This window comes from Streptomyces venetus (assembly GCF_039540295.1).
GTDB classification, from domain to species: domain Bacteria; phylum Actinomycetota; class Actinomycetes; order Streptomycetales; family Streptomycetaceae; genus Streptomyces; species Streptomyces venetus.
In genome coordinates, this window is sequence record NZ_BAABET010000004.1 from 775,391 (window position 1) to 800,314 (window position 24,924).

The 24,924-nt window shown below is 72.5% G+C and carries 9 protein-coding genes; 8 read left to right on the forward strand and 1 reads right to left on the reverse strand.

Annotation, left to right across the window (positions count from 1 at the left end):
* The first annotated feature begins 117 nt into the window (after positions 1–117).
* From ABEA82_RS17065 to ABEA82_RS17085, 5 genes are all read left to right on the forward strand, one after another.
* The gene (locus ABEA82_RS17065; RefSeq protein ID WP_345662337.1) at positions 118–2,511 is read left to right on the forward strand and encodes a SpoIIE family protein phosphatase; all 2,394 of its coding nucleotides are present in this window, start codon (positions 118–120) and stop codon (positions 2,509–2,511) included.
* A 212-nt stretch (positions 2,512–2,723) separates the two neighbouring features.
* Positions 2,724–4,019, forward strand: a complete 1,296-nt coding sequence (locus ABEA82_RS17070) for an ATP-grasp domain-containing protein (RefSeq protein ID WP_345662338.1) — start codon at positions 2,724–2,726, stop codon at positions 4,017–4,019.
* Between the two features lie 63 nt (positions 4,020–4,082).
* A complete protein-coding gene (locus ABEA82_RS17075) occupies positions 4,083–6,125 on the forward strand; it encodes a CocE/NonD family hydrolase (protein ID WP_345662339.1) in 2,043 nt (680 codons plus the stop codon).
* A 411-nt stretch (positions 6,126–6,536) separates the two neighbouring features.
* The gene (locus tag ABEA82_RS17080; protein ID WP_345662340.1) at positions 6,537–6,719 is read left to right on the forward strand and encodes a hypothetical protein; all 183 of its coding nucleotides are present in this window, start codon (positions 6,537–6,539) and stop codon (positions 6,717–6,719) included.
* A complete protein-coding gene (locus ABEA82_RS17085) occupies positions 6,716–7,903 on the forward strand; it encodes an NAD(P)/FAD-dependent oxidoreductase (protein ID WP_345662342.1) in 1,188 nt (395 codons plus the stop codon). Before ABEA82_RS17080 ends, ABEA82_RS17085 begins: the two co-directional genes overlap by 4 nt.
* 312 nt (positions 7,904–8,215) lie before the next feature.
* Here the strand turns inward: ABEA82_RS17085 and ABEA82_RS17090 are convergent, their stop codons facing one another.
* Positions 8,216–9,781: a class I adenylate-forming enzyme family protein gene (locus tag ABEA82_RS17090; protein ID WP_345662343.1), complete on the reverse strand. Its 1,566-nt coding sequence runs from the start codon at positions 9,779–9,781 to the stop codon at positions 8,216–8,218.
* Between the two features lie 215 nt (positions 9,782–9,996).
* Between ABEA82_RS17090 and ABEA82_RS17095 the strand changes: the two genes are divergently transcribed.
* The 3 genes from ABEA82_RS17095 to ABEA82_RS17105 form a co-directional block, all read left to right on the forward strand.
* Positions 9,997–10,992 carry an NADPH:quinone reductase gene (locus ABEA82_RS17095; protein WP_345662344.1) on the forward strand — a complete coding sequence of 332 codons (996 nt, stop codon included), beginning with the start codon at positions 9,997–9,999 and terminating at the stop codon, positions 10,990–10,992.
* A gap of 296 nt (positions 10,993–11,288) precedes the next feature.
* Positions 11,289–20,153 carry a type I polyketide synthase gene (locus ABEA82_RS17100; RefSeq protein WP_345662345.1) on the forward strand — a complete coding sequence of 2,955 codons (8,865 nt, stop codon included), beginning with the start codon at positions 11,289–11,291 and terminating at the stop codon, positions 20,151–20,153.
* Between the two features lie 6 nt (positions 20,154–20,159).
* On the forward strand, positions 20,160–24,924 hold a 4,765-nt coding region (locus ABEA82_RS17105; protein ID WP_345662346.1), incomplete at its 3' end, for a beta-ketoacyl synthase N-terminal-like domain-containing protein.

Here is a 24,924-nt window from a genome sequence, read left to right on the forward strand (position 1 = left end):
GGCGCCCTCGTCATGCGGTGACCGAGGGGGCGGTGGGGAAGCCCGCGGGGGGTGCCCGGCGCCTGTCCCTGACATGATGGCCGGGGAGGCCGTAAGGGCGTCACATCCGGAGGCACCGTGGAGGGACGCGTACCGGAGGACCTGGCGGTCGTCGTCGACGCCGGTGGAGCGATCACGGTGTGGAGCGACGGCGCTCGCAGGCTGCTCGGATACGAACCCGCCGAGATCGTCGGCAGGGCCGTCACCGGGCTGCTCGCCGCAGCCCTCCCGGAGTCCACGAGGCGGCACGTCGCCGACGGGCAGCGGTGGGCCGGTGAGGTGGCGCTCCGGCACCGCGACGGCGACCGCGTGGTGGTCCGGTTGCAGGGAACTCCGCTGTTCGACGCGGCCGGCCGGCGGCTCTGGCTCGTGACCGGCACCGTGCCGGTACCCACGGCCGGGCGGCCGGCCCGGCGGACCGTGCCCCTGTGGGACCTCACGCTCTCCCAGCTCCCGGTACCGGTGGCGGTCTACGACCGGGACGCGAGGCTGGTCGCCGCCAACGACATCATGACCGAGGTGATGGGCAGGTCCGAGGAGGAGATGAAGGGCCTGACCCTGTGGGAGATCGAGCCCAACCCGCCCTTCGACGAGTACGACCGCCTCCAGCGGCAGGTCCTGCGCACCGGCGAGATGATCTTCCACGAGGAACACGGCAAGGCCCCGGGCGAGATCCGGCCGCACGCCTGGTCGATGTTCATGTCGCCGCTGAAGGACGAGACCGGTGCGGTGCAGGGCATGTCCGCGACCGTCTTCGACACCACGGAGCAGTACTGGGCCCGCCGCCGGCTGGCGGTGCTCAACGACGCCGCCCTGCGCATCGGGAGCACGCTGGACGTGGCCCGGACGGCCGACGAGCTGGCGGAGGTGGCCGTGGCCGGCTTCGCGGACTTCGTCACCGTGGACCTGCTGGAGTCCGTCGCCCTGGGCGACGAGCCACGACCGGTACCGGTGGACGCGCCGGTCACCGTGCGCCGCACCGCGCAACGATCGGTGCTTCCGCGCTGCCCGGAGTCGGTGGTCGCCACCGGCGACACCACGCTCTACCCCGTGGGCACGCTGCCCGCGCGGACGCTGGCCGCCGGGCGGGGCACCCGGCACCGGCCGGGGGACCCGGGGCTGCGGGAGTGGATCAGTTCCTCACCGGCCCGTGCCGAGACCGTGGCCCGGCACATGATCCACTCGGTGATGCTGGTGCCGCTGCGCGCCCGGGGGGTGACCCTGGGGCTGGTGCACTTCCTGCGGCACCGCACACCGGAGGCCTTCAGCGAGGACGACCTGCTGCTCGCGGAGGAGATCGTCGCGAGGGCGGCGGTGAGCGTGGACAACGCCCGCCGCTACACCCGTGAACGCCGGACGGCGCTGGCGCTCCAGCGCAGCCTCCTCCCCGACCGGCCCCCGGACCTCGCGGCGATGGAGGTCGCCTACCGCTACCTGCCGACCGGTTCGGGAGCGGACATCGGAGGCGACTGGTTCGACGTGATCCCGCTGTCCGGCGCCCGGGTCGCGCTGGTCGTGGGGGACGTGGTGGGCCACGGCATCCACGCGTCGGCCACGATGGGCCGTCTGCGGACCGCCGTACGGACGCTGGCGGACGTCGATCTCGCCCCCGACGAGCTGCTCACCCAGCTGGACGACCTCGTCATCCGGCTCGACCGGGAAGAGGGCCCGGAGGCGCGCGGGCGGGCGGCCGAGCCGTCGGGGCAGGTCGGCGCCACCTGCCTGTACGCGGTGTACGACCCGGTGTCCCGGCGCTGCACCATGGCCCGCGCCGGGCATCCGCCGCCCGCCCTGGTCACGGCCGACGGCGACGTCCGGTTCCTCGATCTGCCGGCCGGGCCGCCACTGGGCCTCGGCGGCCTGCCGTTCGAAGCGGTCGAGGTGGAGCTGGAGGAGGACAGCCTGCTCGCCCTCTACACCGACGGGCTGATCGAGGCCGACCACGACATCGGGGTCGGGATCGGCTTGCTGCGCCGGGCGTTGGGCAGCCCGGCCGACACGCTGGAGGAAGCGTGTGACCAGGTGCTGCGCACGGTGCTGGTCGGCCGGCCCACCGACGACGTCGTGCTGATGCTGGCCCGGACCGCCGCGCTCGACGGCGGGCGGGTGCGCACCTGGCAGCTGCCGCCGGATCCGGCGGCCGTGGCCCGGGCCCGCAAGACGGCGGGCGAACAGCTGGCCGCCTGGGGCCTGACGGAGGCGGCGTTCACCACGGAACTGATCGTCAGCGAGCTGGTCACCAACGCGCTGCGGTACGGCGGTGCCCCCATCGAGCTGCGGCTGATCCGCGACACGACCCTCATCTGCGAGGTGTCGGACGGCAGCAACACCGCGCCGCACCTGCGCCGGGCCCGCGTCTTCGACGAGGGCGGACGCGGTCTGCTCCTCGTCGCCCAGCTGTCCGAGCGGTGGGGCAGCCGCCAGACCTCCACGGGCAAGACCATCTGGGCCGAGCAGTCACTGCCCGAGTAGACGTTTCTCTGAGCCGGGACTCGCACGACCTGAAGTGCGGGCTGTCACCGCTCGGGCCGCACGGATTCCCTGTCGCCGTGGAGGAGGTCATGGCCGGGCGACCCGCCGTAGCCGAATGACTGCACGTGGGAGGGGTACTCCGCCGCCCTTGCGGGATCGGCCGGACGGCCGGACTCCGTACGTCGTGAGGAGAGCCGTGACCAAGGAGAGTTATGCCTGACGAGTCGGTGAAGAACGTGTTCGTGATCGGGCTCGACGAGGCCAACCTGCCGGTGCTCCGGCAGGTGCCCGGAGCCGATCGGCTGCGCTTTCACCAGTTGCTGACCATCGAGGAACTCCAGTTGGGCGAGGTCCACCTGCCCACGCTGTTCGACAAGGCCACGGGCGTGCTGGACGCGTTCGACGGAAGCATCGACGCGATCGTCGGCTACTGGGACTTCCCGGTCAGCACCCTCGTCCCCATGCTGAGCGAGCGGTACGGCACCCGCAGCACCAGCCTGGAGTCGGTGGTCAAGTGCGAGCACAAGTACTGGAGCCGGCTGGAGCAGCAGAAGGCGACCGACCGGCACCCGCGGTTCGACCGTGTGGACCTGTCGGCCGAGCCGCCCCGCCCGCCGCGGAACGTGACCTTCCCGATGTGGGTCAAGCCGGCCCTCTCGTACTCCTCCGAACTCGCCTTCGGAGTCGATGACGAGGAGGAGTTCCGCACGGCCGTCACCGAGATCCGCGAGGGCATCGCCCGCATCGGCCGGCCCTTCGAGCACATCCTCGAACGCATCGACCTGCCGGCGGAGATGGACGGGGTGGGCGGTCAGGTCTGTCTGGCGGAAGAAGCGATGTCCGGCGTCCAGGTCGCCGTGGAGGGCTATGTCCACCAGGGCGAGGTGACGGTCTACGGGGTCCTGGACTCCATCCAGTACCCGGACTCCCCCTGCTTCCTGCGGCACCAGTACCCCTCGACCCTGCCGCCGCCGGTGATCGCCCAGCTCCATGACGTCAGCGAGCGCGTGATGCGGCAGATCGGCATGGACTCGGCCACCTTCAGCATCGAGTACTTCTACGACCCGCGGACCGAAGAGATCAACCTGCTGGAGATCAACCCCCGGCACTCCCAGTCGCACGCGGAGCTGTTCCAGTACGTCGACGGCGTGCCCAACCACCACTGCATGATCAGCCTCGCCCTCGGCGGCGACCCGCGCATGCCGCACCGCGAGGGGTCGTACGCGATGGCCGCGAAGTGGTACCACCGCTGGTTCACCGACGGCGTGGTGCGCCGGGTCCCCGGGCCCGAGGAGATCGCCCGCATCGAGCGGGAGACCCCCGGCGTGCGCATCGAGGTGATCCCCGAAGAGGGCGACAGGCTCTCGGACCTCCCCGGACAGGACAGCTACAGCTACGAGCTGGCGCACATCTTCACCGGCGGGGCGGACGAGGCAGAGCTGCGGGAGAAGTACGACCACTGCGTGGCCGCCCTGGGCCTCGCCTTCGACGAAGCCCCACCGGAGTGAAACCGGCAGGGGTGAAACCCGCAGGAGTGAAGTCCCACGAGAAGTAAGGAGCACGTGGGTTCCATGCGTTACGTGACCAATCTGCCGTACGCGACGAAGGAAGAAGAGCACGTCACGATCCCGATGTCGGACGGGGTCCGGCTCTCCGCGCACATCTGGCGCCCGACCTCCTCGGACCAGGAGCCGGTGCCCGCGGTGCTGGAGTACATCCCGTACCGCAAGCGCGACCTGACGGCCGTGCGGGACTCGGTCCACCACCCCTATCTCGCCGGGCACGGCTACGCCTGCGTCCGTGTCGACCTGCGCGGCACGGGTGACTCCGAGGGTGTCCTGCGCGACGAGTACCTGGAGCGGGAGCAGGCGGACGCCGAGGAGGTGCTGGCCTGGCTGGCGGAACAGCCCTGGTGCGACGGCGGCACGGGCATGATGGGCATCTCCTGGGGCGCGTTCGCGGCGCTCCAGGTGGCGGCCCGCCGGCCGCCGAGCCTGAAGGCCATCGCCATCGCGTCCTTCACCGACGACCGGCACGCCGACGACATGCACTACATGGGCGGCGCCCTGCTGTCGGACAACCTGGCCGAGGCGGGCACCATGTTCGCCTACGGCACCTGCCCGCCGGACCCGGCCGTGGTCGGTGACCGCTGGCGCGAGATGTGGCACGAACGGCTGGAGAACACCGAGCCCTGGGTGCTGGAGTGGCTGCGCCACCAGCGCCGCGACGACTACTGGCGGCACGCCTCGGTGTGCGAGGACTACGCGGCCGTGCGCTGCCCGGTCCTGGCCTCCAGCGGCTGGGCGGACGGCTACTCCAACGCCGTGACCCGGCTGCTCGGCCATCTGGACGTGCCGCGCAAGGGCCTGATCGGTCCCTGGTCGCACAAGTTCCCCCACCTCGGGGAGCCCGGCCCCGCCATCGGCTACCTCCAGGAGCTCGTGCGGTGGTGGGACCACTGGCTCAAGGGCGTCGACAACGGCGTGATGGACGGCCCGATGCTGCGCGCGTGGATGCAGGAGAGCGTCCCGCCCTCCACCGCGTACGAGGAGCGGCCGGGACGCTGGGTCGGTGAGCCCGACTGGCCCTCCCCGCACGTCCGGCAGGTCGTCCACCCGCTCACCCGGCACACGATCGAGCCGCCGCGGGAGCCGGCCGACCTGGGCGGGACACCCGACGGCGAGGCGCTGACCGTGCGCTCTCCCCTGTCCGTCGGCCAGTTCGCGGGCAAGTGGGCGTCCTACAACGCGCCCCCGGACCTGCCGTACGACCAGCGCGAGGAGGACGGCGGTTCCCTCGTGTTCGACACCGAGCCCCTGACGGAGCAGCTGGAGATCCTCGGCTCGCCGACCGTGGAACTCGACCTGTCGGTCAGCGAGCCGGTCGCCATGGTGGCCGCGCGGCTGTCGGACGTGAGCCCCGACGGCGCCGCGACCCGCGTCTCGTACGGCATTCTGAACCTGACCCGGCGTGACAGCACGGAGTCCCCCGAGCCGCTGGAGCCGGGCCGCCGGTACCGCGCCACCATCCCGCTGAACGGAGTGGCGCAGGCGTTCCCGCCGGGCCACCGCATCCGGCTCTCCCTCTCCACGTCCTACTGGCCGCTGGCCTGGCCGCCGCCGAAGCCGGCCCTGCTGAGCGTGCACGAGCACTCCAGCACGCTCACCCTGCCGGTGCGGCCGGTCGAGGAACCGGACGAGGTCCCGGCATCGCCCTTCGGCGAGCCCGAGGGCACTCCCCCGCTCGCCACGACCCAGGTGACGCCCCCCGAGGAGCGCTGGGAGGTCAAGCGGGACCTGGTCGGCTACCACGCGGAGCTGGACATCGTGAAGGACCGGGGCACGGTCCGCTTCGAGCACATCGACCTCGAGGCCGGCCGCCGGGCCCACGAGCGCTACACGGCGGTCGCCGACGACTTCACCTCGGCCGGCGGTGAGTCCACCTGGACCATGACGTTCCAGCGGGACGACTGGGACGTACGGGTGGTGACGCACACCCGGCTGAGGTGCGACGAGACGGACTTCTTCGTGGACGCGACCCTCGACGCGTACGAGGCCGGGCGCCGGGTGTTCTCCCGCACCTGGAACGAGGAGGTGCCGCGCGACCTGTTGTAGAGCACCTCGGCTGCACGGGGCGGACGGGCAGGTCGCTCTCGGTGTGTGCGACGAAGTCGTCGACGAGCCGGTGGAAGTGCACGGCGAGCTGCCGCAGGTCTCCGGGGGACCAGGCGGCCAGGGCCGTCGCCATGCCCCGCCGGCGCACCTGCCGCATGCGGGCCGCCGCGAGCAGACCGGCCTCCGTCAGCTGCACCCGTTAGGCGCGCCGGTGGTCCGCGCCGGGGACGCGGACCACATGGCCCGTCCGCTCCAGTTGCCGAGTTGCCCCTGTGGCGTGAGTCACGTCAGCTTGAGGTCAGGGTGCAGACGGGTGGCTGTCAGCCCGCTCCGCTTCCATACCGGTGGCTCTTCCACCGTTTCCGGCTTCCGGATCCGGGCCCGCTCCCCCACCGTCCTCGAGGAGACGCCATGTCCGATCTCCAGTCCTGCCCCGTCACCGGGGCCTGCGGGCCGCCGCCCGAGTACCCGCTGCCCCGGGCCGCCGAGTGCCCTCCGGCACCGGCCCCGGCCGCGCCGGAACTGCGGTCCGGGAAGCCGGTCACGCGGGAGCCGGTGCGGAAGATCGTCGACGACCGGCTGGTGGAGCGGTGAGGCGGGTCGTGGTCGTCGGCGCCTGCGCCGCCGGGCTCGCGGCGGTCGAGACGCTGCGCCGGGAAGGGTTCGACGGCACCCTCACCCTCGTCGGCGACGAGCCGCACGCCCCGTACGACCGGCCCCCGCTGTCCAAGCAGATCCTCTCCGGCGAGTGGACCGCGGAGCGGCTGACGCTGCGTCCGCACGCCGACGTCGAGGCCCTCGACCTCGATCTGCGGCTGGGAACGGCGGCGACGGGGCTGGACATGACGGACCGTACGGTGCGTCTGGCCGACGGGGCGCGGGTGCCGTACGACGGACTGATCGTGGCCACGGGGGTGCGCCCGCGGCGGCTGCCCGGCCGGGGCGGGGCGCATGTGCTGCGCACGGTGGACGACGCTCTGGCGCTGCGCGAGAGGCTGACACCGGGCTGCCGGCTGGTCGTGGTGGGGGCCGGGTTCCTCGGTGCCGAGGCCGCCGCGGTGGCCTGGCGGCTGGGCGCCGACGTGACGCTGCTCGAACCGGCTCCCGTGCCGCTGGCGCACGCCGTCGGCACCGAGGTCGGCCAGGTGCTCTCGCAGGCCCACCTCGACCACGGCGTGGAGCTGCGCACCGGTGTCACCGTGACCGAGGTGACCGACGGGGGCGTGCGGCTCGCGGGCGGGGAGCTGGTCGAGGCCGACGAAGTCCTGGTCGCCGTGGGCTCGTCGCCCAACACCGAATGGCTGGCGGACAGCGGACTGCGCCTCGGCGACGGGGTGCTCTGCGACGAGTACTGCGAAGCCGCGCCGGGTGTGTACGCGGCCGGGGACGTGGCCCGTTGGGACAACCCGCTGTTCGGGACGTCGATGCGGATCGAGCACCGTACGAACGCCGCCGAGCAGGGCATGGCCGCCGCCCGCAACCTGCTCGCCCCGCCGGACGCGCGCCGGCCGTTCGCGCCCGTGCCGTATTTCTGGTCCGACCAGTACGACATGAGGATCCAGGCGTACGGCCATCTGCGGGGGCACGACGAAGTCGCCGTCGTGGAGGGCGACTTGGCCGCGCGCAGGTTCGTCGTCGCGTACCGCACGGGCGAGCGGCTGTCCGGCGCCCTGGCGGTGGGCATGCCGCCCAAGGCGGTGCGTGGCTGGCGGCAGGCGGTCGCGGGCGGGGCGGCGTGGCGTGACGCGGTGGGGGCCGCCGGCATCGGGGCGGCCTGACGCGGTCACCCCACCAGGGCGGGAGCGGACGCCTGCCCCTCCCGCCCTGTCCGTCGCATCGGGCACGTCCGGGACGGATGCTCGCCGGCCCGGCACAGGCGACCGGCGGTCGCGGCACGAACGGCGGGGCCGCGTCGCCGCCGGGCGGCGGCCCGCTGCCGAGGGGCGCGCCGGACACGTCGGCGGCACCCGCGGCGTCCGTGGAGCGTGACGCCGGGGCCCTGCCGGACGACACCTGCGCCGTCTTCCCGCGCGGTGAATTCACCCGCAGCAGGGCTGGGTCGTCGACTGACCGCCACCCGCCTCTCGGGGTCAGGCGGCCCGTTCCGCGAGGAGGCGGGCCAGCTCCAGCCTCTTGATCTTGGTGGTGGCGGTCTGCGGCAGGTCCTCGTGCCGCCACTGCACCGGCGCGGCCATCTTCGGCAGTCCCGCGACCGCCGAACGCCACGCCTCGGGGTCCAGGGGGACGTCGTCCTTGGTGCAGACGATGGGAGTGGCCACATTGCCCTTCCCCGGCACGATGACGACCTCCAGGAGGTTGTCCAGCTTCCCGAAGAGCTGGTCCTCCACGGCCAGGGTGCTGCCGAAGTCCTCGATGAGGTCGACCTCGCGGTCCAGCAGGTGCACGCATCCCCAACGGGTGCGGTAGCCGACGTCACCCATCCGCCACCAGCCGTCGGTGACCTGCTGGTCGTAGCGGTCCTGCTCGCCCAGGTAGGTCACGATCCTGCCGTCGCTGCGCACTTCGATGTAGCCGGGGTGTTCCGGGGACGGCGGCATGCCGTTGCGGCTCACCACCCGCACCTCGGTCATGCCGGGGATCGCCATGCCGACGCAGCGGCCGTCGGCGCCCGGTGCGCGGCGCGGGGAGAAGGACCGGGCCACCACCGGGCCGACCTCGCTCTGCCCGTACAGCTGCGCGAACATCGGGGCGCGGCGGTGCGTCGCCCGCAGCAGGCGGTGCACCGTCCGCGGGTGGATGGCGTCGAACGTGCTGCTGAAGAGCTTCACGTTGCGCAGCGGGCCGCGCGGATCGTCGGCCAGTTCCTCCCACTGCATGAACGAGTTGGGGTGCGCCTCCAGGATGCCGGGCCGCAGCCGCGCGAACAGGTCGGCGGCGTGCCGCGGGTCGGAGTCGGCCATCATCACGATCGGGAAGCCGCGGAACAGGGAGATGGCCAGTGCGGTGAAGATCCGGGAGTGCACGAAGGACACGTGCACCGCGATCGTCTCGCGTCCTCGGACGATCGGTGCGAGCGCCGACACCTGGGGGCGGTAGCGGGCCTGGAGGGTGCGTCCGGTGTGGACGGCCAGTTTGGGTGTGCCGGTGGTGCCGGAGGTGTGGGTGATCAGCGTGGGGTGGTCCGGTGGCATGGTGAGGCCGTCGAAGGGCTCGCAGCCGGCCAGGGCGTGCAGGTCGACGGTTCCCGCGAAGGCGCCCGAGGTGAGGAGGACGCGTTCGCTCGCCTCGAAGATGTCCGCCGGCAGTTCCTGTTCCAGTTTGGCCTGGTCGGTGACGAGGTGCGGCCGGTTCGCCCGGCGGACCAGTGTGGTGACGGTGTCGCCGTCGAGCTTCGGCGACAGCAGGACGGGGACCGCTCCGCACCGTGCCACGGCGCAGGCGAGCAGCACGATGTCGAAGCCGTCCGACTTGTAGATCACGACCCGTTCGCCCGGCCGGACCTTCGCCGCCCACAGCCGCGAGGCCAGGTCGGCGACCGTCTCGGCGACCTCGGCGATCGTGGCCCGGCGGCCGAGCCGCGGGGCGGCGTCGAGATCGTGGTCGAGGATGAGGACATTCGCAGGATGACGGGCCGCCGCCCGCTCGAACAACGACCCCAGCCGGAAACCACGGTTCGCTATGCGTTGCAGAATCATGCTGTCACGCTTCCAACCATCAGATTCGGGGGTGTATTTCGGCATCGTCCGCACACGGCGGCTCGGCTCCTTTGGCCGGGAGCGTCGCAGTGTTTTCCCCGGCTCTCAAGAAGCGGTCGGTGAATGCGTCAAGTCGCTCGCTCCGCATTGCCGGAAGGTGACAGAAAATCAGGGCCGTACATGACCGGCGGGGACAGAGGCGACACGCTGGGGGCATGCAGGCAGCCTTCATCGAGCGGCTCGGCCCCCCGGACGTCATCCGGTGCAGCGAGGTACCCGCCCCGCTCCCCGGGCCGTCGGACGTCCTGGTCGACGTCGCGGCCACCACGGTCAACCCGGTGGACACCTTCGTTCGCTCCGGCCTGTTCCGCACCCCCATGGACTTTCCGTTCGTCATCAGCCGCGACCTCGTCGGCACGGTGGCCGCGACGGGGGACGGCGTGCGCGGCTTCACCGTCGGCGAGCGCGTGTGGTGCAACAGCCTGGGCCACGGCGGCCGGCAGGGCGCCGCGGCCGAGCAGGCGGTGGTGCCGGCCGACCGGCTGTACCGGCTGCCCGACCGTGTCGACCCCTATGCCGCGCTCGCCACGGTCCACCCGGCGGCGACGGCCCATCTGGCGCTGTTCACGCACGGCCGGTTGCGGCGGGGCGAGACGGTCGTCGTGGCCGGCGGGGCCGGGAACGTCGGCAGCGCGCTGGTGGCCATGGCGGCGTGGGCCGGGGCCCGGGTGGTGGCCACCGCCCGGGCCGGCGACGCCGGGTACTGCCGCCGGCTGGGCGCCGCGGAGGTCGTGGACCACCGGGCGGGGGACCAGTGGGAACGGCTGCGGGACGCCGCGCCGGACGGCGTCGACCTGTACACGGACACCTCGGGCCGCAACGACCTGGAGCGGGCGATACCGCTGCTGGCCCCGCGCGGCCGGGTCGTGGTGCTCGCGGGGGCCGCGTCCCGGCCCGCGCTGCCCGCCGGGGCGATGTACATGAAGGACGCCTCGGTCGTCGGCTTCGTCATCTCCCGGGCGCGGGTGCCGGAGCTGGCGGAGGCGGCCGAGGTCATCAACACCCTGCTCGCCCAGGGGCTGTTGCGGCCGCGGCGCACCGAGACGCTCCCGCTGGCCGCCGCGGCGGAGACGCACCGGCGCATGGAGCGCGGCGAGCTGACAGCACGGCGCGTCCTGCTCACCCCGCCCGGAGCCGTCGGACTGCGGTAGGGGTGGGGCGCTGTGGGCGCCTGCCCGTAGGGGTGCCGCGCCGTGGGCGCCTGCCCGTAGGGGACGGATAGGGGCTGACTCCGGGGGTCACCGGACAGTAATCTCATGTCGCCAATCGGCCTTCTCAGGAAAAAGACCCGGAATTCGCGACGGCATGTCGTGTAATTCCCGCGGGGCGACGCGGACATCCGCACGGGGGGTTGTTTCGCCTGCCTTCCCGACGACAGAGATGCGGCACCGCGGATTTCCGGTGCCGCGGTGGTTCGGCAGTACTTCGACTCTTCGGAGGGGCAGAAATGATGACCGAGTCCGGAGCCATAGCCGTCGTCGGCGTCGGCTGCCGCTTCCCGGGCGGGGTGCGGTCCCTCGACTCCTTCGGACGTCTGCTGACCGGTGCCCCCGACCTGTTCACGGAGGTGCCGGCGGACCGCTGGGGGCCGGAGTACGCCGACCCGGCCGGCGGGCCGGGCACCGTCTCCAACGGTGTGGGCGCCTTCCTGGAGGACATCGACCGGTTCGACGCGGCCTTCTTCGGGATCACACCGCGCGAGGCGGACGCCCTGGACCCGCAGCAGCGTCTGGTGATGGAGGTGGCGTGGGAGGCGATGGCCGACTCGGGCCGCCCCCGCGAGGAGTGGCGCGGCTCGCGTACCGCCGTGGTGCTGGGCATGCTCGCCAAGGACTACGAACTGCTGCACGCCCGGACCCTCGGCCTGGACCGTATCGGCCCGCACCACGTCAGCGGCACGGAGTTCAGCTTCGCCGCCGGCCGTCTCGCCTACACCTTCGACCTCCACGGGCCGGTGTCGACGGTCAACTCGGCCTGCTCCTCGTCGCTGCTGGCCGTGCACCAGGCCGTGCAGAGCCTGCGTACCGGCGACTGCGACACGGCCCTCGCCGGCGGTGTCAGCCTGCTCATCACCCCGGACCTGAGCGTGTTCCTCAGCAGCGTCGGCGCGTTGTCCCCGTCCGGGGTCTGCCGGCCGTTCGACGCCTCGGCGGACGGCATCGTGCGCGGTGAGGGGTGCGGCGTCGTCGTCCTCAAGCGGTACGCCGACGCCGTGGCGGCCGGGGACCGGATCCACGCCCTCATCCGCGGCTCGGCCGTGAACAACGACGGCGCCAGTCTGGGACTGACCGTGCCGAACGCCGCCGCTCAGGGCGATCTGCTCCGGCGTGCCCTGGACCGGGCCGGTCTCGCCCCGCACGAGGTGGACTACGTGGAGGCGCACGGCACGGGCACGCCCATCGGCGACCTCATCGAGGTGGAGGCGCTGGGCGAGGTGTACGGGACGGGCCGCACGGCCCACTCCCCCGTCCTGGTCGGCTCGCACAAGGCGGTGCTCGGTCACATGGACGCGGCGGCCGGCATCGGCGGCCTGCTGAAGACGATTTGGGTGGTCTCCTCCGGACGGGTCCCCGCGCAGCCCCGCGTCGAGCGCCGGAACCCCGCGGTCGACTGGCGCGGCGGCGCCGTGGCCGTACCTCTCGCCGAGGTGGACCTGTCCGACCGGCAGCGACCGCCGCGCGCGGGCGTCAGCTCCTTCGGGCTCAGCGGCACGAACGTACACGTCGTCGTGGAGGCCCCGCCGGTGCCGGAACGGGCGGCGGCCGGTTCGGGCACCGACCCGGCCGCGTCGGCGCCGCAGGGCACGGCGCCGCAGGGCACGGCGCCGCAGGGCCCGCCGCACGTCCTGCTGGTGTCGGCCGCGGGCGAAGCGGCGCTGGCCGAGCAGGTGACGCGCCTGCGCGCGGTCGTCGCCGAGGACGACGCCCCGCTCGACGACCTGGTGGCGTCCGCGGCGACCCGCCGCACCCACGAGGCGTACCGCTACGCCGTCGTCGCCGACGACCGGGCGGGTCTGGTCGCGGCGCTGGAGGACCCGCTGGATCCACCGGAGGGCGCCTACGCGGGCGCCGTGGAGGACCCGGAGACCGCACCCTCGCCGGTGTTCGTGTTCTCCGGTCAGGGCGGCCAGTGGGCCGGCATGGCCGCCGACCTGTACGACTCGGACCGGTCGGTGCGCGAAACCCTGGACGAGTGCGCCGAGTTGATCGCCGCGGAGGGCGCGTGGTCGCTGCTGGACGAGATCCGCCGCCCCAAGGGCACCTCACGGCTGGCCGAGACGGAGATCGTGCAGCCCGCGATCTTCTCCGTTCAGGTCGCGCTCGCCAGGTGGCTGCGCGAGCGGGGTGTCACCCCGGGCGCCATCGTCGGGCACAGCCTCGGCGAGGTGGCCGCGGCCCACACCGCGGGCGCGCTCAGCCTCCCTGACGCGGTCAAGGTGATCGTGCGGCGGGCCCGGCTGCTCGGCGAGACGGCCGGCACCGGCCTGATGTACGCGGTGCGCGGGAGCGAGGACCGGGTGCGGGACGCGCTCGCCGGCATCGGGCTGCCGGTGACCGTCGTGGCCGTCAACGGCCCCGAGTCGCTGGTCGTCGCCGGGGAGACGACAGCGGTCAAGGAGACCGCCGCCGCCCTGGAGGTGCGCGGTCTCGGCTGCCGACTGCTGCGCGTGGACGCCGCCGCGCACAGCCCGCTGGTCGCGCACTGCGGCCCGCCTCTGGAGAAAGCCCTGGCGGAGATCACCGCGCAGGACCCGGTGGTGCCGCTCGTCTCGACGGTCGCCCCCGAGGCGCGGGACCTCAGGTTCGACGCGGCGTACTGGGCACGGAACTTCACCAGCCCGGTGCTGCTGTGGCCCGCGGTGGACACGATGCTGGCCGGTGACGACCATCCGCTGGTCGAGATCGGACCGCACCCGGTGCTGGTGCCTCCGCTGGCCGACGCCCTGCGCCGCCGTGGCCGGCAGTCACCCGCCCTGCCGGTGCTCAACCGTGACGAGCCGGGCCCCGCCGCCGTGCACAAGGCCCTGGCGCGGCTGCACGTGGCGGGTGTTCCGGTGCGCTGGGAGCGGGTCACCGGCCGACCGCGCCGCTACCGCTCACTTCCGGTGCCCTCCTGGGAAGGCGACCGCCACTGGCTGCCGGAGGTGCCGCGCGGCCGGCAGAGCGCTCCGGCCGACGGAGCCAGGGCTTCCGGTGGCGTCCCGGCGCGTATCCGGCTCACGCTGCTGGACGAGGACGACCGGGTGACCGGGGAGCTGTACGCGGCACCCGGTGACGGGGTTCCGGTCGCGTCGCCCGCCTCCGAGGCGGGAGCGGTCGCCCGTCCCGTGCCGGCAGCGGTTGCTCCCACAGCTCCCGTGCCCTCGGGCTCCGCGACGGGCTCCGCCGCAGACCGCGTGGAGGCTCTGGTGCGGGAGGTGCTCGGACTGCGCGACGGGCACCGGCTGGGGCGCCGCCGGGGGCTCTTCGAGCAGGGGCTGGACTCGCTGACCGCGGTCACGCTGCGGCGGCGCATGGAGGAGGACTTCGGCGTCGAACTGCCCACGCCGATCGTGTTCGAACGACCGACGGTGGCGGCACTCGCGTCCTACCTCTCGGAGGTGGCCCCCGTGCCGCCCGCTCCCGCTCCCGCCCCCGATGCCACTGCCACCGCGACGCCTGCCACTTCAGCCGCCGCGCCCACCGCACCCGCCGTCGGGGACGCCGGAACGCAGGAGGACGCCGTCGCGGTCATCGGCGTCGGCTGCCGGCTGCCGGGCGCCGCGTCCCCGGAGGCCTTCTGGCGGCTGCTCATGGAGCGACGTGACACCGCGTCGGAGCCGCCGCCCGGGCGGCGGGCCGACCCGCTGTGGGACGAACTGGGCGCCGCCATCCCCACCCGCGGTTCGTACGTCGACGGCATCACCGACTTCGACGCCCCGTTCTTCCGTATCTCGCCACGTGAGGCCAAGCTGCTCGATCCGCAGCAGCGCATGTTCCTGGAAGTCGCCTGGGAGGCACTGGAGGACGCCGGGTGCCCCGCGCACTCCCTGGCGTCCCGGCCGGTGGGCGTGTACGCCGGTATCTCGATCGCCGACTACCAGCATCTGATCGCCCGGCACCTCACGGTCGCGGACCTGGGCCTGCACCACGGCACGGGCACCTCGTACGCGGCCGTGGCCGGCCGGCTGTCGTACGTCCTCGGCCTCAGCGGCCCGAGTTTCGCCGTCGACACCGCCTGCTCCTCGTCGCTGACCGCGGTGCACCTGGCCTGCCAGGCGCTGCGGTCCGGTGAGTGCGAGGTCGCCGTCGTCGGTGGCGTCAGCGCCATCGTCGCGCCGAGCCCGCTCATGGCGTCGATGGCGGGCGGCGGGGCGCTCTCCGAGGACGGCCGGTGCAAGGCCTTCGACCAGGACGCCGACGGGTTCGCCTGCGGTGAGGGCGCCGTCGCCCTGATCCTCAAGCCGCTGCGCACCGCCGTCGCCGACGGCGACCGCGTGTACGCCGTGCTGCGCGGCAGTGCTCTCAACCAGGACGGCGCGACCGGCGGCCTGACCGTGCCCAACGCCTCCGCCCAGGTCGACGTCGTTCGGCAGGCCCTCGACCGGGCCGGCTGGTCCCCCGCCGACGTCGACTACGTGGAGGCGCACGGCACCGGAACGCCGCTGGGAGACCCGATCGAGGTGCGGGCCCTGGCCGAGTCGCTGGGTGCCGGGCGGGCACCCGAACGCCCGCTGCTCATCGGGTCGGCCAAGGCGAACGTGGGTCACCTCGGCGCCGCGGCGGGCATCGTGGGGCTGCTCAAGGTCGTACTGTCGCTGTCCGCGGGCGAGCTCCCGCCGCACCGCGTCGACCGCCCCACGTCCCACATCGACTGGGACCGGCTGCCGGTGGCACTGGTCGACGCTCCCCGCAAGTGGCCCGCCGAGGGCCGCCCGGCGCGGGCCGGCGTCAGCGCGTTCGGTTTCACGGGCAGCAACGCGCACGTCCTCGTCGAGCAGTTCGTGCCCGCCCTCGCCGAGCCCGAGCCCGCCCCGGCCGCCGCCCCCGGCACTCCGCCGTACGTACTGCCGGTGACCGCGGCGACCCCGGCCGCGTTGCGCGCCGCCGCCGCGCTGCTGGCCGACGCGCTGCGCACCGGCGATCACGACGTGGCCGACGTGGTCTTCACGGCCCGGCACCGCCGCTCCCTGCTGGAACACCGTGCCGTCGTCGTCGGCCCGGACGCCGCCGCGCTGGCCGAGGCGCTGGACGAGGTCGCCGCGGGCCGGACACCGCCGCAGGCCCGCCTCGGCCGTGCGGTCGAGGACGAGGAACCGTCCGTCGCCCTGTCCTACGGCGCGGACCTCCCACCCGCCGGGGCCCGCCGCGCGTTCGCGCTCGCCGTGCCCGGCCACGAGGCCGCCCTCACGCACTGCGCGGCCGTGCTGGAGCGTCTGCTCGGCACCCCCTGCGACCTGACCGCGGAGCCACCCGCCGAGCTGCGCGACGCCTTCCTCCTCGCCCATCAGTACGCCGCGACGAGGGGCTGGTACGCGCTGGGCATCACCCCCGTCGCGGTCGTCGGAACGGGCACCGGCCGCCTCGCCGCCGCTTGTGCCGCCGGGCAGCTCTCCCTGGAGGAGGGCCTGCGACAGGTGTTGAGCGGCCGCTCCGAGCTCCCGGAGAACTCCGCCCGACCGGCAGGGTTCCCGGTCCTGCTCGCGTCCGACGCGGATCCTGACACGGTTGTCGTGGACGTACTGCTCGGCCACGCGCCGCCGGCTCACCCGGGCGTCCACAGTGACCGGCCCGATCTGGTCGCCGCCGAACTGTACGCGGCCGGATACCGCCCCACTCCCCAGGCCACACCGCCCGGACGCCGGGTGGTGAGCCTCCCTGGCTACCCCTGGGAGCACCGCCCCTACTGGTACCGGGAGTTCACTCCGAACCGGCCCGTTCCGTGGCTGCTCTGCGGAGACACGGGCGATGAACTCCGGGACACGGTTGAGCGGTTGCTGTCGTTCGTGGGTGAGGGGCCGGGGACCGACGTGGCATCGGTGGCGGGCGCGCTGGCCGGGCGAGCGGGGTTGCCGCAGCGGCTCGCGGTGGTGGGTGAGTCGGCGGACGAGCTTGTGGAGGGGCTGGAGTCCTTCCTGTCCGGCGCCCCGTCGAAGGGCGTGCTCGAAGGCAGCGCTAAGGCCGCTTCGAAGGTGGTCTTCGTGTTTCCGGGGCAGGGGTGGCAGTGGGTGGAGATGGGGGTGGAACTGCTCGCCGCCAGTGAGGTGTTCGCCCGGGTGGTGGGTAAGTGCTCGGCCGTGGTGCAGGACTTGGCCGGCTGGTCTGTGCTGGAGGTTCTGCGGCGGGAGCCCGGGGCGCCTGGCTTCGACCGGGTGGATGTGGTGCAGCCGGTGATGTTCTCGGTGATGGTGGGCCTGGCCCGGCTCTGGGAGTCGGTGGGCGTGGTGCCCTCGGGCGTCGTCGGGCATTCCCAGGGCGAGATCGCGGCGGCGCACGTGGCCGGGGTGCTGTCGCTGGAGGACGCGGTGCGGGTGGTGGTGGCCCGCTCCCGCGCGCTGGTGGAGATCTGCGGGCAGGGTGCCATGGCCTCCGTGGCCTTGGGGTGTGCGGAGGTTCAGGAGCGCATCACGGACCTGGAGTCGGTGAGCGTGGCCGCCGTGAACGGACCGAACTCCACAGTGGTGTCCGGGGGTGCGGAGGAGATCGCCGCTCTGGTGGCGGGGCTGACGGCGTCGGGGGTGCGGACGCGGCGGATCGACGTCGACTACGCCTCCCACTCGGTGCACGTCGAGCAAGTACGGCAGCGCATCGAGGAAGCATTGGCGTCCGTCCAGCCGCGCACCGGGCAGGTGCCGGTGTACTCCACTTTGCGGGGTGAGGTGCTCACCGGCCCGGAGATGGACGGCCGTTACTGGTATGCCAACCTGCGCGGACGGGTGGAGTTCGAGCAGGCGGTACGCGGTCTGCTGGCCGACGGCTTCACCACCCTGGTCGAGTGCAGCGCCCACCCCGTCCTGACACCCGGCATCGGTGAGACGGTCGACACCGTACCCGGAGCGCAAGTGACGGTGACGGGGACACTGCGGCGCGATGACGGCGGGCTGCGCCGCTTCCTGACCAGCACGAGCACCCTGTGGACCGCGGGAGTGGATGTCGACTGGAGCTGCCTGCTGCCGGAAGCCGAACCGGTCGAACTTCCCCTCGACGCGCCGGTCACGGCGACGGGCACCGTTCCGGACAGCGGCTCGGACGACAGGCTGGAGCGGCGCTTCTGGCGTCTGGTGAAGGACGGTCAGGCCGAGGAACTGGCCGGGCTGCTCGGTCTCCGGGACGACCGGGCGACCGACGCCCTCGACCAGGTGCTGCCCGCGTTGTCCCACTGGTGGCAGCAGCGCCGGGAAGGCACGGTCGCCGAGTCCTGGCGGTACCGGATCACCTGGGACCCCGCCCCACGGACGCCCGGCACCGCCGTCCTGTCCGGTTCCTGGCTCGTGGTCGTGCCACGGCACCTGGCGGACGACGAACTGGTCGTCGGCTCCCTCAAGGCTCTCACCCAGCACGGTGCCGACCCGGTGCCGCTGCTGGTCGACACGCGGGACGGCGACCGTGAGTCGCTGGCGGAGCTCCTGCGCCGTGGCGCCGACACCCCGGCGGACGGCGAGGTCGCGGGCGTCCTGTCGTTCCTCCCACTCGACGAGTCTCCGCACGCACGGCACCCTGTGGTGCCCTCGGGCCTCCTGGCCACCGTCGATCTGGTGCGGGCACTGGACTCCGCGCCGTTCCAGGCCCGGCTGTGGTCGGTGACCTGCGGCGCCTTCTCCGTCACCCCCGACGAGGTCCCGGCCCACCCCGCGCAGGCTCATGTCTGGGGCCTCAGCAGGGCCGCCGGCCTGGAGAACCCGCCGCTCCGGGCGGGAATGATCGATCTGCCGCCGACGGCCGAGGACCACACCGCCGCCCTGCTCTGCGGGGTGCTCGCGGGCCCCGGCGACGAGGACCAGGTCGCCGTCCGCGGGACCGGGGTCCTGCTGCGCCGCCTGAAGCGCGCACCGCTCCCGGACGACGCACAGCCCGTGCCCTGGCGTCCGGAGGGCACCACGCTGGTCACCGGCGGCACCGGTGCTCTCGGCAGCCACATCGCCCGGTGGCTCGCCTACCACGGCGCCCCCCACCTGCTCCTCGTCAGCCGTACGGGCGAGAACGCTCCGGGCGCCGCCGAACTCGTCGCGGAACTCGAACAACTCGGCTCCTCGGTCACCCTCGCCGTGTGCGACGCCGCCGACCGGGACGCGCTGACCCGGGCGGTCGAGGGCATTCCGGCAGAGCACCCTCTCACCGCCGTGATGCACACGGCCGGCATCGTGGACGACGCACCGGTGAACGAGCTGACCGCCGGCCAACTGGAACGGGTGCTTCGCCCGAAGTCCGGGGCCGTGGCTCATCTCCGTGAGCTGGCCGCCGCGCACGACCTCTCGGCGTTCGTGCTGTTCTCCTCTGCGGGCAGTCTGCTGCCGAACGTCGGACAGGGCGCCTACGCCGCGGGCAACGCCTATCTCAGCGCCCTCGCGGCGAACCTGCGCGCGGAAGGCATCCCGGCCCTCTCGGTGGCCTGGGGAGCATGGTCCGGCGGCGGAATGGCCGGCAAGGAGGAATTCGCCAGGTTCATCAGCCACCGCGGAATGGACCTGATGACCCCACACCTCGCGGCAACCGCCCTTCAGCAGGCCCTCGATCACGGTGACACGGACGTGATGGTCGCGAACGTCGACTGGGCCCGCGTCGGGAAGCACCTCAACGCCATACGCCCCCACCCCATGGTGTCCGAGCTGGTCGGAACCGGTCCGGTGCGGGCGACCGCCGCCACGACCGAGCAGCCCGCCCTGCTGACCCGGCTCTCCGCGCTCACGCCACAGCAACGCCTGGACGCGCTGCTGGACCTGGTGTGCGCCGAGGTGTCGACCGTCCTCGGCTACGCCAGGACCGAACGCGTCGCGCCCGACCAGGCCTTCCGTGAGCTGGGCTTCGACTCGGTGATGGGGATCGAGCTGCGCAACCGGCTCAACAAGACGACCGGCCTGCGGCTGTCCCCCACCGCGATCTTCGACCACCCGACGTCGGAGGCGCTGGCACAGCACCTCCTCGACGAACTCGTCGCGGAACCGGCGCCCTTCACAGAGCCCGACCGCGAACCGGGGAGCAGCGCCGCGGCAACGGCCTCGCAGGCGGCCCGGCACGAACCGCCGGCCGCGAGTCAGATCGACTCCATGAGCATCGAAGAAATGATCCGCATGGCACGCGGCGACCGTCCTGACCCTGTTGGGGAGAGCGAGTAACTCACGATGAATGCTGCGAACAACGAGCTGGTCGAGGCATTGCGTGCCTCGTTGAAGGAAACCGAGCGGTTGCAGCAGGAGAACAACCGCATGGTCGAGACGGCTCGGGAGCCGATCGCGATCGTGGGGATGGCGTGCCGTTATCCGGGTGGGGTGTCGTCGCCGGAGGATTTGTGGCGGCTGGTGGCCGGAGGTGTGGACGCTACCTCGGAGTTTCCGGCGGACCGGGGGTGGCCGGAGGACTTGTACGACCCGGATCCGGATGCGTCGGGGAAGTCGTATGTGCGGCGTGGGGGATTCCTGGATGACGTGGCCGGTTTTGACGCGGACTTCTTCGGGATCTCGCGGCGTGAGGCGTTGGCGATGGATCCGCAGCAGCGGTTGCTGCTGGAGGTGGCGTGGGAGGCGCTGGAGCGGGCGGGGCTGAAGGCGCAGGAGTTGCGGGGCAGCCGTACCGGCGTCTTCGTCGGGGCCTCGACCTCCGGCTACATACCCGAACCAGGTCGGGTGCCGGAGAGTGTCGAGGGCTACTCGCTCACGGGAAACATCGCCAGTGTGCTGTCCGGCCGGGTGTCGTACACGTTCGGTTTCGAGGGGCCGTCGGTGTCGGTGGACACGGCGTGTTCGTCGTCGCTGGTCGCTCTGCATCTGGCGGTGCAGGCGCTGCGGCAGGGCGAGTGCTCCCTCGCGCTCGCCGGCGGGGTGATGGTGCTGGCCAACCCTGCCGCGTTCGTGGAGTTCTCCCGGCAACGGGGCCTGGCCGAGGACGGCCGGTGCAAGCCGTTCTCCGCAGCAGCCGACGGCTTCAGCGCCGGAGAAGGTGTCGGTGTGCTGGCGGTGGAGCGGCTGTCGGACGCGAGGCGTCTCGGGCATCGGGTGCTGGGTGTGGTGCGTGGCTCAGCGGTCAACCAGGACGGCGCGAGTAACGGGCTGACCGCGCCGAACGGTCCGTCGCAGCAGCGGGTGATCCGGGCGGCGTTGGAGAACGCGGGCCTGCGCGCGGCGGATGTGGATGTGGTGGAGGCGCACGGTACGGGCACGAAGCTGGGTGATCCGATCGAGGCGCAGGCGCTGATCGCCACGTATGGGCGGGAGCGTCCTGAGGGGCGTGCGTTGTGGTTGGGGTCGGTGAAGTCGAACATCGGTCACGCGCAGGCGGCTGCGGGTGTGGCGGGTGTGATCAAGATGGTGATGGCGTTGCGGCAGGGGGAGTTGCCGCCGTCGTTGTATGCGGGTGAGCCGACGCCGATGGTGGACTGGTCGGCCGGGTCGGTGTCGTTGCTGGCTGAGGGGGTCGCCTGGGCGCGCGGGGAACGCGTGCGCCGGGCCGGTGTGTCGTCCTTCGGCGTGAGCGGGACGAACGCGCACGTCATCGTGGAGGAAGCCCCGGAGGAAGAGCAGCCCGAAGTCGCGGTGGCTGAGCCGGGGTTGGTTTCGTGGGTGCTGTCCGGGGCCAGTGCGGGCGGGCTGCGGGGCCAGGCCGAGCGGTTGCTGTCGTTCGTGGATCAGCGGCCCGAGGTGGGTGCCGGATCGGTCGCGACTGCGTTGGCGGACCGCGACGGATTACGGCATCGCCTGGCCGTGGTGGGTGAGTCCGTCGACGAACTCTCGAACACACTCAAGGCGTTCCTCACCAACGAACCGCCTGCTGGCGCTGTGCGAGGAATAGCCGAGGCACGTCCCAAGGTCGCCTTCGTGTTTCCGGGGCAGGGGTGGCAGTGGGTGGAGATGGGGGTGGAACTGCTCGCCGCCAGTGAGGTGTTCGCGCGGGTGGTGGGTGAGTGCTCGGCCGTGGTGCAGGACTTGGCCGGCTGGTCTGTGCTGGAGGTTCTGCGGCGGGAGCCCGGGGCGCCTGGCTTCGACCGGGTGGATGTGGTGCAGCCGGTGATGTTCTCGGTGATGGTGGGCCTGGCCCGGCTCTGGGAGTCGGTGGGCGTGGTGCCCTCGGCCGTCGTCGGGCATTCCCAGGGCGAGATCGCGGCAGCGCATGTGGCCGGGGTGCTCTCGCTGGAGGACGCGGTGCGGGTGGTGGTGGCCCGCTCCCGCGCGCTGGTGGAGATCTGCGGGCAGGGTGCCATGGCCTCCGTCGCCCTCGGATGCGCGGAAGTCCAGGAGCGCATCGCGGGCCTGGAGTCGGTGAGCGTGGCCGCCGTCAACGGGCCGAACTCCACAGTGGTGTCCGGGGGTGCGGAGGAGATCGCCGGCCTTGTGGCGGGGCTGACCGCGTCGGGGGTGCGGGCGCGGCGGATCGACGTCGACTACGCCTCCCACTCGGTGCACGTCGAGCAAGTCCGCCAGCGCATCGAGGAAGCATTGGCGTCCGTCCAGCCGCGCACCGGGCAGGTGCCGGTGTACTCGACACTGCGCGGTGAGGTGCTGACCGGGCCGGAGATGGACGGCCGTTACTGGTACGCCAACCTGCGCGGACGGGTGGAGTTCGAGCAGGCCGTGCGCGGTCTGCTGGCCGACGGGTTCACCACCCTCGTCGAGTGCAGCGCCCACCCCGTCCTGACACCCGGCATCGGCGAAACGGTCGACACCGTGCCCGGAGCGCAAGTGACGGTGACGGGGACACTGCGGCGCGACGACGGCGGCCTACGACGCTTCCTGACCAGCACGAGCACCCTGTGGACGGCGGGAGTGGATGTCGACTGGAGCTGCCTGCTGCCGGAAGCCGAACCGGTCGAACTGCCGACGTATGCCTTCGACCGGTCACGGTTCTGGCTGGAACGCACCACCGGAACGGGAGAGGTGACACAGGCCGGACTGACAGCGGTGGAGCACCCGGTGGTGTCGGTGGCGGTCGAGGTCTCCTCACGTGACGCGGTCGTGCTCTCGGGCCGGTTGTCGACCTCCACTCACCGATGGCTGGCCGATCACTCCGTGTCCGGGCAGGTGTTGTTCCCCGGGACCGGGTTCATGGATCTGGTGTTGCGGGCGGCGGACCAGGTCGGCTGCCAGATGGTCGAGGAACTGGTCGTGCAGGCTCCGTTGGTGCTGCCGACCGCCGGACAGGTGGACGTACAGATCGTCATCGAACCCGCCGACGATGACGAGCGCCACCAAGCGGTGATCTGCTCCCGCCCTTCCGGCACCGACAGCATCTGGACGAGGCACGCGCAGGCCGTCTTGGCTCCCAGCGAACCTGGTGACGTGGCGCCTGTGGGTGTATGGCCGCCGTCGGGTGCGGAGGTCATCGATGTGTCCGGTCTGTATGAGGAGCTGGCGGGGCGGGGGTATGCCTATGGGCCGGTGTTCCGGGGGGTGCTGGCGGCCTGGCGGCAGGGCCCGGACGTCTACGGTGAGATCGAGCTGCCGGAGTCGGCGGTGGAAGAGGCGGCCCGGTTCGGGCTGCATCCGGCCCTGTGTGACGCGGCGGCGCATCTGCTGCAGTTCAGTGAGGTGCTGGACCAGGACGGGGTGTGGCTGCCGTTCGCGTGGAACGGTGTACGGCTGCTGGCCACCGGCGCCACCCGCTTGCGGGTGCGGATCACACCGCTGGGTGAGGGCAGTGTGCGTATGGACCTCTACGACGTGGCCGGCGAGCCCGTCGCTGTGGTCGGGCAGCTGACCGCCCGCCGCCTGGACGCAGCCGAACTCCAGCCCACCAGCACCGCGGGCGCGCGGGGCCTGTTCGCCCTGGCCTGGCCCACCCTGCCCACACCCAACAGCCCCCAGCCGACGGCCACTGACACCGTCGTATGGACACCCCACGACAGCGACATGGCAGACACCTGGGGCCTTCCCAGCATCACCGACCTCGACGATCTCCCCGCTTCGGCGCGGGCGGTGGTGTTGCCGGTGTCGGGCCGGGGCCAGGACCTGGCAGATGTCGCCTGCGAGGTACTGGAGGCGTTGCAGGCGTGGCTGGCCCGGGATCATTCGGCCCGGCTGGTGGTGACCACCCGGGGCGCTGTGGCTGTCGACACCGGCACGGGTGCGGACGTCACCGACCTGTCGGCTTCCGGGACATGGGGCATGGTCCGCACCGCCCAGACCGAGCACCCCGACCGCTTCACCCTCCTCGACCTCGACCCCGACGAGCCGGATCCTTCTGCCCTCCTCCAGGCCCTCGCCGTGACCGGCGAGCCTCAACTGGCCTGGCGCGACGGCAAACTCCACGCGCCACGACTGGTACGGGCACTCAGCGGCAGCGGCGTGATTCACGGCGTGTCCGGGTTCGGCGCCGGAGACAACTGGCGCATCACCCCCCAGGGCACCGGCTCCCTCGACGCCCTCGCCAAAACCCCGCACGAGGCAGCCACCCGCCCCCTCAACCCGGGCGAAGTACGCATCGAAGTCCGCGCCGCAGGACTCAACTTCTACGACGTGGCAGTGGCGATCGGCATGGTCGACAGCTCCGACGGTCTGGGCGCCGAAGGCGCGGGAGTGGTGACCGAGACGGGAGCGGGCGTGACTCGTTTCGCCGTCGGGGACCGGGTGATGGGCACCTTCCCCGCTGCCTTCGCCGTCCGCACCATCGCCGACGAACAGACGTTGGCACCGATCCCGGCTGACTGGTCCTTTGAGGATGCGGCGTCGGTGCCCGCGGTGTTCTTGACGGCGTTCTACGCCCTGCACGACCTCGCCCATATCAAGCCCGGTCAGCGGGTCCTGATCCATTCCGCCGCCGGTGGTGTCGGCATGGCCGCCACCCAGCTCGCCCGCCACTTCGGCGCCGACGTCTACACCACCGCCCACCCCACCAAATGGCACACCCTCAAAGCCGCCGGCATCCCCGCCGACCACATCGCCTCCTCACGCACCACCG